This window comes from Methylomonas sp. PHL2-19, assembly GCF_059331595.1.
In genome coordinates, this window is the sequence record NZ_CP196839.1 from 3974208 (window position 1) to 3990029 (window position 15822).

Here is a 15822-nt window from a genome sequence, read left to right on the forward strand (position 1 = left end):
GACGCCATCCCTGGCGAATCTTCCTGATTATTCCTAAAACCACATTTCCTTGCGCTACAAACCGTCAGACTTGCAGCATGCTTTCATCCTTACGCCGCGACAGCAGCTTTACGGCGACCGCCAAAACCGATCATACCGGCCATCGCACTGCCGAATAACCAAACGGCGCCAGGGACCGGTACTGCGGCGATGGACAATTCATAGCCGGAGACGTTTGCATTCCATCTGCCGACGCCGTTACCACCCAGCGCAATGGTATAAACTTGGCCTGCCTCTGCGAAAAACTCAAGATAATTCACGGCATCTACGGTAGCGTCATGAGTCAGGTACTCCATACCGGAACCAACGCCCGTATTGTAGAAAGGGTTGCTGGTATTTTCCGGCTTGCCGGTGTTATTCCAACTACCGTGGTGGCTATAAGCTACCGAGTTGGTAGTATCCATACCTTTAAACACGGTAACGCCAAAATTACCGTTAATGGTGCCCAGCGAGGTCAGGTTCAGCCTCAGTACAGTAGAGATGTCGGATTTAATCAAACCCATGTCAATTTGGTGTTTCCAACCGGTTGGACCTGTTGCAGTGGGTAAACCGTCGTTACCCAGGCCATTATCTTTCCAAGCACCGGCGCCCGTATCAATTTCCGCTGCCACGCCATAATCAGCCAGTGCGTCGGCGGCAGACACCTCCAAGGTTCCTGGTCCGTGAATCGCCGCAGCCCAGTTCAAATGCGCGCGACCGGTATATCCAAACGGCAACGCACCGCCTGCTGTACCAAGCCAAGGCACTTGGGTACCTTGATAGCCACCGCTTTCAGGGCCGGTCGCAACTGTATTGTCATCAGGACCGTCATAAGTGTAATTCCAACCATCGGTTGCACTGGCCGCCGTTGTCGTGAAGGTGTTGTACATGACGTGCGCTGATGCGGTAGATGCACCCGCTGAAAGCGCAACACCCGCGACCGCCATCGAAACAGCTTTAGCCAATTTTGTTTTGATCATACGTTTTTTACCTTAAATCTTAAGTTTTGGGGAGAAAGCACCTTGAGTCCAGGACTTAACAATCTTGTAAGCCATCACTGACAGGCACCTGCCTCCCTAACGCAATCCTTATGCCACCTATAAAACGTATTAATTACAAACAATTAGAATTTACTTATTCTCAGCCCCTAATCAAATTCCGTGATTTAGCTCACAAAAAACAGGTGAAATAACATAATTTAGATTTTCCCCTTACTCGAGCAACCGTTTCCGACCAAAGTTCGAGAGCAACACAGAGTTAGGTGTAACATTGTATTGAAAACATCAGCGGCAAGTCACAGAGCCATCAAACGCCCAGCGTAGCTATCGTCTCAACCTACGTTCCAAATCCAGCAGACGCTGGGTAGTCTGCAACACCGTATCCGGATTCAAGCTCATCGAATCAATGCCGATTTCGACTAAATATTCGGCCATTTCCGGGTAATCGGACGGCGCTTGACCGCAAAGACCTGAATGCCTGCCGTTGCGGCGAGCACCTTCCACGGCCAGGCGAATCATCGTCTTCACGCCGGCATCTCGCTCGTCGAAGTCGTTGGCAACGATTTCGGAATCCCGATCCACACCCAAGGTCAATTGGGTCAAGTCGTTGGAACCGATCGAAAAACCATCGAATAATTTAGCGAATTCATCGATCAAGATGACGTTATTCGGTATTTCGCACATCACGTAAATTTCCAGGCCGTCATCGCCACGCCTTAAACCCAGCTCCGCCATGTAAGCCAATACTCTCTCGGCCTCGTCTATGCGCCGACAGAATGGGATCATCAACACCACATTTTTCAGGCCCATTTGCTCGCGCACCCGCTTCATGGCCGCGCATTCCAGCGCAAACCCCTCGGCATAAGCCGGGTGCACATAGCGCGAGGCGCCGCGAAAACCAATCATCGGATTGGCTTCGTCGCGCTCGAACCAACGTCCGCCCAGCAAGGTGGCGTATTCGTTGGTTTTGAAATCCGACATCCGCACCACCACCGGCTTCGGATAAAACGCCGCGCCGATCGTACCGACACCTTCCGCCAGACGTTGAATAAAGAACTCTTCCGGTTGGGCATAGCCTTCGGTCAACTGCTTAAGTTGCTCCAGTTCGCCGGCATCCGCGACCTTTTCCGGGTGAATCAAAGCCATCGGATGGGCCTTGATATATTCGGTGATGATGAACTCCATCCGCGCCAGACCGACGCCGTCGTTGGGCAGAAAACTGAGTTTAAACGCCAACTCCGGATTGCCCAGATTGAGCATGATCTTGGTTTTTGGCCGTTGCAGTTGCGACAAATCCGTCTGCGTCACGTCAAAATCCAGCCGGCCGGCATAGACTTTGCCGACATCGCCTTCCGCGCACGACACCGTCACCACGCTGCCGCTCGCTATCGCGGCCGTCGCGTTCTCACAACCGATCACCGCCGGCACGCCCAATTCGCGGGCAATGATAGCGGCATGACAAGTGCGCCCACCGCGATTGGTGACGATGGCGGCGGCGGTTTTCATCACCGGCTCCCAATCCGGCGTGGTCATATCGGCCACCAGCACTTCGCCCGGTTTGAAACTACCGAGTTTGGCGACGTTGTCTATCACCCGCGCCTGCCCAACTGCAATCTTGCTGCCCACGGCATGGCCTTTGACGATGGCTTCGCCTGCCTGTTTGAGCTGGTATTGTTCTAACACGTTACCCCGCTTTTGTGAGGCCACGGTTTCCGGGCGGGCCTGCACGATATACAACTTACCGTCCAACCCATCCTTAGCCCATTCCATGTCCATAGGTCGGCCATAATGGCGTTCGATTTTCAGCGCGTAATCGGCCAATTGCAGCACTTCCGCATCGTCGATACAAAATTGCCGGCGCTCCTGATTTGAGGTGGCGACGTTGCGAATCGGTTCGCGGGTGCGGCCGTCGCTATAGATCATCTTGATTTTTTTTGCTCCCAGCGTACGCCGCAATACCGCTCGATAACCTTGGGCGAAAGTGGGTTTATGCACGTAAAATTCGTCCGGATCGACCGCGCCCTGTACCACGTTTTCACCCAGACCGTAAGCACCGGTGATAAACACGACATCGCTAAAGCCCGACTCGGTATCCAGGGAAAACATCACACCGCTGGCCGCCAAATCGGAACGCACCATTTTCATCACGCCTATCGACAAACCGATTTTGAAATGATCGAAGCCTTGATCGAGCCGGTAATGAATCGCCCGGTCGGTAAACAAGCTGGCAAAACACCGTTTGCAGGCATCCAGCAAGGCTTGGCCGCCGCGAATATTCAGATAAGTATCCTGCTGGCCGGCAAAACTGGCAGTAGGCAAATCTTCTGCAGTCGCGGAGCTACGCACCGCGACGGTTAAATCGTCTTGATATTGCCGTTGTAATTGCCCAAAAGCATCCAGAATTTGCTGCTGCAAATCGGCCGGCAACGGCGCCGCATACACCAAATCGCGCGCCTGTTGCGCACGGCGTGCCAAATCGGCAACATCGTCGGCATCGACGTCGTCGAGTAAGGCGTGCAAACGCGGCCAAGCGTCGGCCTGATCCAGCATATAACGGTAAGCTTCGGCGGTAATCGCAAAACCATTGGGGACCATCACCCCCTCGGTGGCCAGCTCGCGATACATCTCGCCGAGCGAGGCATTTTTACCGCCGACCAGCGGAATATCGTGGATGGTAAGTTCTGCAAACCAGCGGATGTATTGATTGTGCGTGGACATGTTGCGCTCCTTGGCTGTTGTTATGCTTGTCCTGATAAGCATACGCCGTTGGCGGTAATCGGCAAGGGTTTGGAGCTGTCGCCTGGGGCGGATGAAATCCCGGTACGCAAGGTTTTGGCAGATTTTAAGGCGGGTTAATTGTTAAGGTCTGGATTCACTCCCAATGCCGTTAACTTAAGGACTAGGGTTTCGGGCTGGGTTTGAAACGGGTTTTAAACCATCGGGCCGGAAGCCGATCCTTTGCGCTCAGGGACTAAAACCCAATCGTGCGGACATGGTAATTTAGTGCCGCAGCGCGGCGAAGTCTGGAATTCCCACGCAGCGCGTGGGAAGGAGAACAGTCCTCCCTGGTTCCCAAGCTCCCGCTTGGGAACCAAACACTTGGAAGCTCTTGCTTCCTGTAGAGTTAGAAAGCTGGAGCTTCCAAGGCCGAGGTTCCCAACCTAGAGGTTGGGAACCAGAAAGAAGCGCAGCGCGTGGGAACGAGCACGCCTGCCGGCTTCCGCCTTACGCGGGTCAATACTCAATCCGCACCGAGCCCATAAGCGTCCTGGGCGCGCCCACTTCGATACTGTTTCGACTAAACGCCGCTGCGGGGTAATATTCTTTATTCAACAAATTATTGACGTTTAATTGCGTGGTTAATTTGCTCGCCCCTACTTTCCAGGAAATAACTGGTCAGTAAATTAACGGTCGCGTAGCCGGGCAATACGACTTCGTTATTAGTCGATTCGGTGTGTTGAGAACTGCGGATAATCACCCCGCCACCGAATTTCAATCCCTGCATGAGGCCGGACTGCAACTCATAGGTGGTAAACAAGCTGCCGCCGTGACGCGGAACGCCCGGAAACCGCTTGCCGATTTCAGCGTCACTACCAATTGTCGTGACGGCATCCGGCGTGTAGGCATAGCTGCCTATCATATTCCAGCCCGTCAGAATTTCGCCTTTCAAATCGACCTCTAGCCCCGCAACATTCGCTTCGCCTACTGCGGCGGAAAAGCGGGTATCTCTTGGATCAGCCACTAAGGCATTTTGCTTGGTTAGATCGAACCACGCCAAGGTAGCCAAAAATCGTTGGTTGAATAATTCCGTTTTTAAACCGAACTCCCACTGTTGCGCTGTTTCGGGTGCTAACAAAACACCGCCGAGGCCGTTACCGTTAATGCCGGTGAAATTCTCCGAGTAACTGCCGTAAACACTAAGCTCAGGGATGGGCTGCCAAACCATGCCCCCGCGTGGCGTGACGCTATCCGTCCGAGGACTGCGGCCACTACTTGTTCCGAATGTCCAGTCGCTCTCGGAACTGTCATAGCGAAAACCGGCAAGCATTTGAATATTTCGAGATAACTTGATTTGATCCTGCAAATACAAACCAAACCAATCGTTTGAGTCAGTAAATTTAGTCTCTTGAAGTGATGACACTTGACTTTGTATTTCCGCCCCACTCAAATAAATTGGATTGTAAATACTTGTTGTCGGGGCTGAAAAACCTTTAATCGCTCCATTTTTTGCTTGTCTAAAATAGTCACATCCTAACAGCAAGGTATGCTGCAAACCCCAAGTATCAAAATGCCCGGTTAAATTGACAGAGTTAAAATAAGAGGCATCATCCTCCGGCTTAACCGACGCTAGCTCAATATAGCGATTAAGAGTTGTATTGTCGGCATCTATATTTTGAAAACTCGCGACTTGGTCAATACCATTGAAAACTGCGGTAAACCGATGATTAAACGTCCAGTTTTCATTAAATGAGTGCGACCAGTTCATGCCGACTAAAATTCGTTCAAACTCGCTTTGGGGGTCTGCTTCCCCAAGGAAACGGCTTCGTGGCACATTGGCGGGACGCGAGCCAATCGCCGGAATGCCGCGATCCCACACCATATGGCCGTGATCATATTCCAATTCAAAATTCATTCGAGTGCGCGGACTGATAATCCAGGTCACGGTCGGAGCGATAAAGATGCGGTCACTACTGACAGTATCCCGAAATGAATTGGCATCTTTGTATGCCAAATTGAAACGGTACAGCAGGTTTTTATCCTGAGTAATCGGTCCGGTCGCATCCAGCGTGGTTCGGTAATAATCGTAAGAACCGAATTGTTGTTGCAAGGAATAATAGGGCGTTGCCAGCGGCTTCTTGGTCACATAATTGACGACACCACCTGGTGTTGCCTGACCGTACAATAACGAAGCGGGGCCTTTTAGCACTTCGACTTGCTCGATATTGGCCAAATCTCGCCCACCCCAGGCACTGGAAAGCGGAAACGCGCCACCGTCCCGGTAGTCGCCGGTAGGAAACGGATCGAAACCGCGCCGCTTTGTCCAATCCAGCCAGTCACCGGAATTCGCCGATCCTTGATAGATACCACTGACGTAATTCAAAGCGTCACCTGGCCGTATGGCTTGCACATCCTCCAAAACCTGTTTCGGCACGACCTGGATGGAATAAGGTGTTTCCATGATCGGCGTGTCGGTTTTGGTGGCAGTAGCCGCGTTAGGTAGGCTGTAATCCGGATTGTAAGGATCAGTCGAATCATAAACCGCCTTCCCCATCACCGTTACCGCCGGCATCGTAGCCGTGCGCGGCTCGGCATTCGCGGCGGGTTCCAACGTAAACGTATCGTCCGCCGTTTTCCGCACCGTCAAGCCGGAATCCTGCAACATCCGCTGCATGGCTTGCTCCGGGGTGTATTGGCCGGACACCGGGCTGGAGCGGAGTTTGCCGACCAGGTCCGCCGGATAGAGCAGGCGCAGGTTGGTCTGGTAGGCAAGCTCGGTCAGCGCGCTGTCCAGGGCTTGCGCCGGGATGTTGAAGGCTTGCGCAGCGTCGCCGGCCATCGCGGCCAGGCTGACAGTGCCGAGCAGTAATAATGCGGCAATAGGCTTGGGTTTAAACATACGGGCCTGGCCGGGATGGATGCTACCGGTATCGAGCGATTTTTTCATCTGTAGTCCTTAACGTGGCGGCGGCACCATTGCCGCGTACCGGTTAAGACGGACGGCTGGAAAAATCTTGTAATGGCGGCGGGATTTTTTTGCGCTAGCCGTGCAACACGGTCAACCACGGCGTGATTTGACTGATTTTTACCGCGAGGATTTGTTGCAGCATCGCCAGCGTGGCGGCGCGGTCCGCCAGGGGGAAGACACCACTGACCCTTAGCGCCGCCAATTTGGCGTCGCTGATGACGATCTTTCCGGGGAAATAGCGGTCCAATTCCGCAACCACATCGGCCAGGGCTTGATTTTTAAAGACCAGTTTACCGCGTTGCCAGGCGGCGCTTTGCTGCGGATCGGCCGGCACTGCAGCTTGCAAGCCGTTGGCGGCACTGTAAACCGCTTGTTGCCCTTCTTGAATGCGGGCGTCGGGCAGGTAATCCGGGGCCTGCAGACCTTTGACACCCACCGCGTGTTCCTGCACCGTGATGCGGGCGGCGTGGTCTTGCTGCAACACTTCAAAGACCGTGCCTAAGGCTTTGACCACTACAGTATCGGTGGCGACCTCAAACGGCCGTTTACGGTCGGCGGCGACCTTGAACAAGGCCTGGCCGTGTTTCAATGTCAGTTTGCGGCCGGTATCCGAATAGGCAACCGTCAATGCGGTATCGGTATTCAACAGCACCTGGCTGCCGTCGGCCAAAGTCAGGGTTTTTTGTTCGCCGACAGCGGTGTAATAGTCGCTGAACCAGCGGTCGCCAAGGCCGGAAAACGGCAACACCAGAGCCAAGGCAACCGCGGCCGCGGCCAAGCCGCGCCAGACGGGCCGGCTATACCGGCGGCTCATGGATTGCGCCGGAATCGGCAGATCGGTTACCGACCAGCCCTCGCCCATGTCCAACCACAGTTGTTCGGCCTCAGCAAAGGCGCGACGGTGCGAGGGGCTGCGATTTTGCCATTCGGCGGCCGCGCGTCGCTCCTGCTCGCCGGCGTTTCCGGCGCGCAGCCGTATCACCCAATCAATGGCCTGATCGGACAAGGTGGTGATTTCGGAAACGGGTACGTTACTCATCGGCATAAGGTGTGGACGGTTGAAACTATTATGACGGATGACGCGGCGGTTCTTGCTGATATTTTCCGGGCGGTCGGCATGTGCCTCAATGTTGTTTGAGTCTGTCCCGGCAATGCCGCATGGCCCGCGCCAGATACTTGGCGACCATACTGTCCGAAATGCGCAGGCGGGCCGCGACTTCGGTATGGCTAAGGCCTTCGACCCGGTTCCAGTAAAAAGCCAGACGGCAGTCTTCGGGCAATTCCGCCAAGGCCTGATGAATGGCTTGCAAACGCTGGTTCTGTTGATAACGCTGCTCGGGGCCGGGCGACTGTTCGGGAACGGCGTTGTAGGTGTCGTCGTCGACATCCTGCTTGAGACGATTGGCGCTAAGGCGTTGGTAGTCGATCACCAGATTGCCGACAACCCGAAACACAAAAGCCCGCGGATTCTCGATGGTTTCCTGCGCTTGCTGGCGGCTCAGTCGCAAATAAGCATCTTGCAGTATGTCTGCGGACAGGTCTTCCGAACCCAGTTTACGCACGATAAAACGACTGAGTTCATCGCGATGTTTATCGATGAATGCCGCAAACTGTTCGGCGCTGAGTTCGGCTTGCTCGCCGCTGTCGGAAGGTTTTGCGGAAAATACTTGGTCGGACATGTGCCATCGCTGCGTTATTGTCCGGATGTTACCAGCACGATACGCGCCCAATCGCACAAGCAAATAGAAATCAGGCTATTAAGTTTTTTCGCCGGCACATACCGGGAATGACAGACAGAGAAAATACGTGATATGCCACAGCGCTTTGCGGCGAATCCCTGATTGGCAGCGACATTCTAGGTTTGGTTACGCCCCGTGCGAAAGTATCGAGAATGTGTTTTGGTAAATCAGCGGGCAATGGTGCCGGGCGCACCAAATCGCACGCATGCTGAGCGCGTTGAGCCGAATCCGCCAGAACATCGGCATCTAACGTATCGAATAAAGCGCGGCCAGGCTGCAGCTAGAAGCGGTCAACCTCAGCAGCGGCGAGCAATCGGCAAGCACTTCGCAACAGAAACAAACCGAATCGGGCTATCCGCAAACTGGGCTAAAAACATCTACGACAATGGCTGGGCAGCTGCGACGACCTGATTGCGGCCAGCGTCCTTGGCTAGATAGAGCGCTTTGTCCGCCGCCCCGATCAAGGCCACCGGGGATAGACCGTTTGCCGGGTAGGTGGCTACACCAAATGATGCGGTGACATGGATACTGATGTCGGCAACGGCAATGGGCTGCGCAATCAGGGCCAAACGTATCGATTCGGCGCGTTCACTAGCGGTTTGCAGCGAAGTATCCGGCAACACCAGAAAAAACTCTTCGCCGCCATAACGGCAATCCAAATCGCTGGCGCGGGCATGACGCTTCAGGATGTCGGCAAATGCTTTCAAAACTGCATCGCCAGCCTGGTGTCCATAACAATCATTGATCATTTTGAAATGATCCAGATCGCTCATCACCACGCTCACCTCGTAGCCTTGTCGCTCTGCCAACAGCAATTCACGTTCCAAATTCTCGTTAAGGAACAGGCGGTTATATAGTCCGGTCAACGGATCATGAATCGCCTGATATTGGAGTTGCTCGTGTAGCGCTTGGACTTGCCGCTCGGAGCGCAATCGCTCGCTAATATCCGCCAAGACCGCTATCAGCGCAGGCTTGCCACCAATATCTATGGCCGGACTCACCGATACCTCCACCGTGATCATTTGGCCATTCCTACGCACGGCGTTGGCGACAAAATTAATTTTGGCAAGCTCTTGGTTCAGCGCTTTCTGCATCGCTGCGCGCACGGTAGGTTCATCGGCATCGCTGACGAGTTCCATGATGTCCATCGTCATGAGTTGATCGACCGGGTAATCGAAGATTGCCGCGAACTTGGGATTCACATAATGAAAGCGGTCTTCGATAATCATGGTGATGCCGACCAAGGATTGATCCAGCACCCGGTGAAATTTCTCCTCGGCTTCCTGCAGGGCCCGATTAATTTTCTCGTTTTCCCGCAACGCCGCATGCAGTTCCTTTGTCCGCGCCCGTACCAAATTTTCCAGCATGATGGTGGTTTGAAACTGATCAAAATCCGAGTAGTGTTGAGTGGCGCTATGCTCTACTCGATTCATTAAGGCTTCCACCACTTTATTCAGGCGAACGATTTCCGCCCTTAATTCGCTCTCTATATCGAGTGCATCTATATCAATCATCCTCGTCACACCTATCTACTGCCCCGATGGCAACCGCGGCGAAGGTCTGATTCACATGCACGCCGCGAAACTGTTCGCCATAAGTATTGAAACCTATCACCTTGTTATCACTCAGGATTTGTTCTGCTTGCGCCGTTAACCCGCGCTGTACCAGCTCAAGCTTTCTCAGGATGCAATCGCAAGCGATAACAACCTGAGGTTGGCCTATCTCGGCCCGAACTTCGGCAAAAACCTGTTGCAGACTTTCGATAGGATCGACGCCCAGCGCCACTCTCAATACCAAGCCTTCCTCAATCGCGCAGTAAAAAGTCAGGCTTTGATCTTGGTTGGCGCTACGAATCGCCCGCACATAATAGTTTCCGTCGATAGATACCACGACCGGCGCCGCGGCAAAGTACGCTGGGCTTAAAGCGTCTGCCGAAACCCCAATGAGTCTGGCGTATTCCGGCGCGGCTGGTAGGCCGTTGATTTCATATACGACGCGGCGTCTGGCATCGGCGAGAGTGACTACCAATCTTTCCGCGGTCGGCTCAAAATGCTGGGCTTTGAATATTTTGAACGGTAACGAGGTATGCACCAGCAACAACACGGCACTGTCCGTATGGAAGTCACCCTCGCAATAAACGTATGTTTTATGGAACTGCAAGTCGTCGGCCGCCGAGCCGCCAATCATGGCGATATTGCCTAATGCGTCTTGTATCGCATGGGTGACCTGCTCTTCACGGACCGATAAGCCGTCGATCAACAAAAAACCGAAGCAATTTTCCGCGTTAAGATGCGTCACTCTATCTTGCAAGCCATACAAAAGCTCGTTGACAAGCGCGTGCCCTTCGGCGATGCGAAACTGTTGCAAATTAGGAATTAGGCCACTGGTTGCCATAAAATCCGGTGCGGAAAAGCCGACACCTACCAGGCTTTGTTGACGTAATCCTGCACCGCCAATTTCGCCGGAAGTCGTACAGCCAAGCACTTGGATACCTTGAAATCGACGTCTTATTTCGGAAGCCAGCACAGTTCGGTCATAACTATTCGAACAAAAGAAAATGACCAAGGTGGTGTCGGCGTGCTGCAAACCTAAAGCAAGCTCTTCGACCGCCCGCTGGGGGTCAGCTAAACAGGAATGGGCAATGCGAATTGCCGTGCGGGGACTCATCTGCGTTCTCGGCAGTTACTGTTGACGAATTAGGGAAATATTCTACAACCGGGCTCCAGACCATGCTGTAGAAAAATCGAGATTTGTCGTTATTTGCTTATAAAAATCATCTGGATCGATGACAGAAATTGACCTGACTAGCCGTTCAACCATTCCATATAAAGTTGTACGCCTTGCTCGACGGTTTGGAACGAATGTTTGCAACCAGCGGCGCGTAATTTATCCAGATTGGCTTCGGTGAAGCTTTGGTAGCAGCCTTTCAGGTGCTCGGGGAAGGGAATATATTTGATATGGCCGCGCTGGTGAAATTTGATTACCGCATTGGCTACGTCATTAAAGGTCTGGCTACGACCCGTGCCACAGTTGTAGATGCCGGACACTTGCGGGTTATCCAGAAACCAAAGGTTAATAGCCACCACATCGCCGACATAAACAAAATCGCGGCGCTGCTCGCCGTTGCCGTAACCGTCGCAACCTTCGAATAAGCGTAATTCGTCGGAATCTTTGATCTGATTATTCAAATGAAAGGCTACGCTGGCCATGCTGCCTTTGTGGGCTTCGCGCGGACCGTAGACATTGAAGTAGCGTAAACCCACCACTTGCGCGGTCAATTTTTGCTGTCTGCGCAAATATTGGTCGAACTGAAACTTGGAATAACCGTAGACATTCAGCGGACCTTCGTAAGCCAATTCTTCCTTGAAGGTTAAATCGGCACCGTAAGTAGCGGCGCTGGAGGCGTAAATGAACGGGATTTTATGGCTTTGGCAATAATGAAACAGCGTTTTGCTGTATTCATAATTGTTGTCCATCATGTAGCGGCCGTCCCACTCTGTCGTGCTGGAACAGGCGCCCTGATGAAATATGGCTTCTATCGTTTCTGCTTGGAAAGCACCTTGTTGCAGTCGTTCCAAAAAGGTGCTTCTGTCCAGATAATCCGCTATCTTGCACTCGACCAAATTCCGGTATTTGATACCGTTGGTCAAATGGTCGACGACCAAAATATCATCATAACCGCGGGCATTCAGGCCCAATACCAGATTGCTGCCGATGAAGCCGGCGCCACCGGTTACGATGATCACGGTTTTACTCGGCTACCACTTTTACCGGCAGCGTAATAACGACGTCGGTATGCAGATTGATAGCAATGTCGTATTCGCCGATGTTACGGATGACGCCGTTTGGCATACGGATTTCGTGCTTCTCAACTTTTACGCCGGCAGCGGTAATGGCATCAGCAACGTTTTGTGTACCAACAGAACCGAACAAACGGCCTTCGTCGCCGGTTTTGTGGGCAATGGATACGTTCAATTTGCTGATTGCTTCGCCGCGAGCAGTTGCAGCAGCCAATTTTTCAGCCGCTTGTTTTTCCAGCTCGGCGCGACGCTCTTCAAACTCTCTGATTTTCTTGGGCGTAGCAGGCACTGCTTTGCCTTGCGGGATCAAATAGTTTCTGCCGTAACCCGCTTTGATGGTTACTTTATCGCCCAGGTTACCCAGATTGGCGGTTTTTTCCAGAAGAATGACTTCCATCGTTTTCTACCTCTTAGATCGACTTGATTGTCGAAAAATCGGGAGCTTACGCTCCATTTGGTTTTAGTTTATTTCGTAAGTCCAGCCAGGTGTCAGTCAGTCCGCATAACACGATCACCACCATCACATGCGGGATCAACATCAATGTGACATATAAAAAAGGCACCATGAAACGACTACCCTTCATCACCGAGAACGCCGCGTGCAACACTGCGGTGCCTATCATTGTGTAGGTCACCAGCAGCACCAGTAGCACGTTCCAACAAAGTTCCGCGGTTTTACCGGAAGTCAGCATGGCTACTCCGGCCACCAACAAGGTGCCTAATGTCAGATGCACATGCCCTTTCAACGCCAAAAACTCGGCTCTGAAACCGCCCGGATTGTATAGCGCTGCTTGCCACCATCTGGCCAAAAACAAACCGAACAGCAAGCCGTAAACGCTGCCTGCCGCGGCAACTCCGGACATGAAATGCGCCAACAATTCTGCAGACTGCCTAATTTGCTCAAGCGGCACATCGGTTTTGCCTTCAAGCATGGGCTGCAGCATAAAGCTCAACACTTCGCGCCAAAGCTGTACCGGTTGGTCCTGAATCGTATAAATCCCCAGCACCACCGCCACACCCAGCAACACGGCAATTTCAATTGCCAGTGTCAGATAACGGCCTTCGCGCAGTACTATCGAAATCAGCCAAACCGGTAGCCAAAAGGCCAAACCGTAAAGCAATGCGTACTGGTAATTACCGATCAATAAGGTGCTTAATACGGCGGCAGCAAGACATGAGCACATCAGCACATACAAGCCTTCGCTAGCCCCACGCCTCAATGTTACCAATGAGACAGCGGCTGAACTTACAATACTGACAGGAGGAAACAGCAGCGATAGCAAGGCCAGGCTGGATGCGACCGTCATGGCCTGCATCCGTCCTTTCATAATGAAAGTGGCCAGAAATTGCACGCGCTACGCCCCCCGTGCTAAATCACTTGTGTGCGTCGCAGAACGGCAACAAAGCCAAGAAACGCGCTTGTTTAATAGCGGAAGTCAGCTGTCTTTGATATTTCGCACTGGTACCGGTAATGCGGCTAGGAATGATTTTGCCGGTTTCGGTAACGTACTCGCTCAATAAATCCAGATCTTTATAATCGATTTTGATCGCGTCTTCGCCGCTAAAACGGCAACCTTTTTTGCGTCTAATGTTGTTACGTGCCATCACAATTCTCTTGGTTCAATGTTGATTATTCGGAATCCGCTGCGACTTCAGTCTCAACGACTTCTACTTCAGCTTCTTCGGTTTCTTCTTCGACTTCTTCCTTAACGCGGCTACCGGCTTTTTGACCGTCGTTACCGCTGACAGCAATCGCGGAAGGCTCGGTTACGGCCGCTTTTTGCGCCAGCGTTTGGCTACGCAAAATGGCGTCGTTGAAACGAAAACCGCTTTCCAGTTCTTCAAGAGTGGCTTGATCGCATTCGATGTTCATCAACACGTAGTGTGCTTTATGAATTTTTTTGATAGGGTAAGCCAAATGTCTACGGCCCCAATCTTCCAAACGGTGAATTTTGCCTGCGGCTTCTTCAACGGTGGATTTATAACGTTCTATCATAGCCGGCACCTGAGCACTTTGATCAGGGTGGACTAAGAAGACAATTTCATAATGTCGCATGATTTCTCCTTACGGGTTTAAAAGCCTCCCATCCGTTTGAACAGTGAGGCAAGGGGTGGGGATAAATTCCCCAAAAAGCTGGGCATTATAGAAATAGGCGCTGTTTTTGCAAAGCAATTTTTCAACAGCGCCTAAAGTTGACTAGGCAAACAGACTCAATAAGCCATTACTGGCGATAGCACGACCTGCTTCAATTTCTTCGAGCATAGTGTTGGAGGGCTCGGTTGCCGCAGTATCGGCATGGCCTTGGCTTTGACTATTGCCACTGCGATTTTGCTCGCCGGCCATTTGGAAGGACTCGCGCCCCGGTCTTTGTTCTGATTGTTGCTGGGAAACATTAACATCCGCCAAATTCAAGTTTTGCCCACCCAACATTTCCCGCAACTTGGGGATTGCCGCTTCGATTGCGTCCCTGACCGCCGCGTGCTGGGCGGTGAAGACCACATTGGCTTGATCTTGATTGACATCGATCTTGATGGAAATAGGGCCGAGATGCTCAGGATTCAGCCGAATTTCAGCGGAAGGCACCGCTTGTTTATGCATCCACAACAATTTTTCGCCCAGCTCGGTGTTCCATTCCGGATGAGTCAAATGTTTTTCTATCGTCGGCGCTGACGTTTGCCCGACGCTATTTACCGATTTATTCAGCTGGTTGATGTCGGCCGTCATTCTCGATAACCCCACATCAGCCTCGCTACCGCCAATTTGCTGCTTCGGCACATCGCGCTGCTCGGTTTGAAAAGTATCAGCCGCGCTGTCTTGCGCAAATTGCGGGGACGCGCCGTCTTCGGCGGCCAGGGTTTTGGCAAAACCGCTCTCCGCTACCATCGTCTTCCGCCCTTCATCAGCGCCACTCAATGCCGTCAACGCCTCTTTTTTGGCATCCATACTCAACAGCTCCGGACTGTTTTTGATCGCAGACATCGCCTCGCTGGTTGCTACCGCTGATTTCAGCGCGTCGTTAACAACACTCACGCTATCCGCCACCGGCAAGGGCTGAGCTTGCGTGCTTACATAGATCGCAGCATTCACCGCCTGCTCATCATGTGCAGCCTCGATATTTTCCGTCACTATATCGGCAAGATTCTCTTGATCGGCCGATGCAACCGGTAAAACCGGAGCTTGCGGCGCGGCACCGGTGGCCTCCAAGCCTTGCAAGTATTGCAAAACACCCGCCAAGGCTTGCATGGTATCGTCGAGATTAATATCCTGATCAAGTTTGGTTGCCGTCGGCAAACTCTTGCCGAATAGAGCGGTAAAATCTTGCAAGCTTTGACTGTTCAGAGCATCCGTCCCCAATCCGCCCAGCTGCTGTAAATTCGCCAAGCCGGCGTCACCGGCCGCCCCTTTACTCAATAAACTGTTTTGCAATTGTGCCAGCTGCTCAAGCAGCGTCGCCGAAAACACGCCACCACCACCACCTTCGCCCAATAGAGCTGTCGTCGCAGCACCGGCGCTATCGACGGAGGCTAATAGAGACAGCGGATTTAAACCTTGGATATTCATGGCATTTCTCCTGACATTT

At 52.6% G+C, this 15822-nt stretch carries 13 protein-coding genes; all 13 read right to left on the bottom strand.

The features are described from left to right. Positions 1-89: 89 nt before the first annotated feature. Entirely contained in the window at positions 90-998 is a 909-nt protein-coding gene (locus ACR02O_RS18290; protein WP_494522132.1) for a hypothetical protein, read from the bottom strand. Between the two features lie 342 nt (positions 999-1340). Further along, entirely contained in the window at positions 1341-3734 is a 2394-nt protein-coding gene (gene ppsA / locus ACR02O_RS18295; RefSeq protein ID WP_458139325.1) for a phosphoenolpyruvate synthase, read from the bottom strand. A 619-nt stretch (positions 3735-4353) separates the two neighbouring features. Beyond that, positions 4354-6681 (bottom strand): TonB-dependent siderophore receptor, encoded by a 2328-nt coding sequence (locus ACR02O_RS18300; RefSeq protein ID WP_494522133.1) that lies wholly within the window; start codon positions 6679-6681, stop codon positions 4354-4356. Between the two features lie 94 nt (positions 6682-6775). After that, positions 6776-7741, bottom strand: coding sequence for a FecR family protein (locus tag ACR02O_RS18305; protein ID WP_494522134.1), 966 nt, complete (start codon positions 7739-7741; stop codon positions 6776-6778). An 85-nt stretch (positions 7742-7826) separates the two neighbouring features. Then, positions 7827-8381, bottom strand: coding sequence for an RNA polymerase sigma factor (locus tag ACR02O_RS18310; protein WP_494522135.1), 555 nt, complete (start codon positions 8379-8381; stop codon positions 7827-7829). 437 nt (positions 8382-8818) lie between these two features. Then, positions 8819-9955, bottom strand: a complete 1137-nt coding sequence (locus ACR02O_RS18315) for a GGDEF domain-containing protein (protein WP_494522136.1) — start codon at positions 9953-9955, stop codon at positions 8819-8821. Then, positions 9948-11108 (bottom strand): nitric oxide-sensing protein NosP, encoded by a 1161-nt coding sequence (gene nosP, locus ACR02O_RS18320; protein ID WP_458139320.1) that lies wholly within the window; start codon positions 11106-11108, stop codon positions 9948-9950. The genes ACR02O_RS18315 and nosP overlap by 8 nt, the downstream gene beginning before the upstream one ends. A 137-nt stretch (positions 11109-11245) precedes the next feature. Then, positions 11246-12187 (bottom strand): ADP-glyceromanno-heptose 6-epimerase, encoded by a 942-nt coding sequence (gene rfaD, locus ACR02O_RS18325; RefSeq protein WP_458139319.1) that lies wholly within the window; start codon positions 12185-12187, stop codon positions 11246-11248. 4 nt (positions 12188-12191) lie between these two features. Then, positions 12192-12638 carry a 50S ribosomal protein L9 gene (rplI, locus tag ACR02O_RS18330; RefSeq protein WP_033157343.1) on the bottom strand — a complete coding sequence of 149 codons (447 nt, stop codon included), beginning with the start codon at positions 12636-12638 and terminating at the stop codon, positions 12192-12194. 46 nt (positions 12639-12684) lie between these two features. Continuing rightward, on the bottom strand, positions 12685-13548 hold the full coding sequence (locus tag ACR02O_RS18335; protein ID WP_240348250.1) for a hypothetical protein: 864 nt from the start codon (positions 13546-13548) through the stop codon (positions 12685-12687). Positions 13549-13615: 67 nt separating this feature from the next. Further along, positions 13616-13846, bottom strand: coding sequence for a 30S ribosomal protein S18 (gene rpsR, locus ACR02O_RS18340; RefSeq protein WP_020482464.1), 231 nt, complete (start codon positions 13844-13846; stop codon positions 13616-13618). 25 nt (positions 13847-13871) lie between these two features. Further along, positions 13872-14297: a 30S ribosomal protein S6 gene (rpsF, locus tag ACR02O_RS18345; RefSeq protein ID WP_033157341.1), complete on the bottom strand. Its 426-nt coding sequence runs from the start codon at positions 14295-14297 to the stop codon at positions 13872-13874. Between the two features lie 141 nt (positions 14298-14438). Continuing rightward, positions 14439-15803 (bottom strand): flagellar hook-length control protein FliK, encoded by a 1365-nt coding sequence (locus ACR02O_RS18350; protein WP_494522137.1) that lies wholly within the window; start codon positions 15801-15803, stop codon positions 14439-14441. Positions 15804-15822 lie beyond the last annotated feature (19 nt).

What these genes read in the sequence shown, in the direction of transcription:
- ACR02O_RS18290 (WP_494522132.1), bottom strand. Translation starts at nt 998, where the DNA reads ATGATCAAAACAAAATTGGCTAAAGCTGTTTCGATGGCGGTCGCGGGT.
- ACR02O_RS18300 (WP_494522133.1), bottom strand. Translation starts at nt 6,681, where the DNA reads ATGAAAAAATCGCTCGATACCGGTAGCATCCATCCCGGCCAGGCCCGT.
- rpsF (WP_033157341.1), bottom strand. Translation starts at nt 14,297, where the DNA reads ATGCGACATTATGAAATTGTCTTCTTAGTCCACCCTGATCAAAGTGCT.
- ACR02O_RS18310 (WP_494522135.1), bottom strand. Translation starts at nt 8,381, where the DNA reads ATGTCCGACCAAGTATTTTCCGCAAAACCTTCCGACAGCGGCGAGCAA.
- ACR02O_RS18305 (WP_494522134.1), bottom strand. Translation starts at nt 7,741, where the DNA reads ATGAGTAACGTACCCGTTTCCGAAATCACCACCTTGTCCGATCAGGCC.
- rplI (WP_033157343.1), bottom strand. Translation starts at nt 12,638, where the DNA reads ATGGAAGTCATTCTTCTGGAAAAAACCGCCAATCTGGGTAACCTGGGC.
- ACR02O_RS18350 (WP_494522137.1), bottom strand. Translation starts at nt 15,803, where the DNA reads ATGAATATCCAAGGTTTAAATCCGCTGTCTCTATTAGCCTCCGTCGAT.
- ACR02O_RS18315 (WP_494522136.1), bottom strand. Translation starts at nt 9,955, where the DNA reads ATGATTGATATAGATGCACTCGATATAGAGAGCGAATTAAGGGCGGAA.
- nosP (WP_458139320.1), bottom strand. Translation starts at nt 11,108, where the DNA reads ATGAGTCCCCGCACGGCAATTCGCATTGCCCATTCCTGTTTAGCTGAC.
- rpsR (WP_020482464.1), bottom strand. Translation starts at nt 13,846, where the DNA reads ATGGCACGTAACAACATTAGACGCAAAAAAGGTTGCCGTTTTAGCGGC.
- ACR02O_RS18335 (WP_240348250.1), bottom strand. Translation starts at nt 13,548, where the DNA reads ATGACGGTCGCATCCAGCCTGGCCTTGCTATCGCTGCTGTTTCCTCCT.
- ppsA (WP_458139325.1), bottom strand. Translation starts at nt 3,734, where the DNA reads ATGTCCACGCACAATCAATACATCCGCTGGTTTGCAGAACTTACCATC.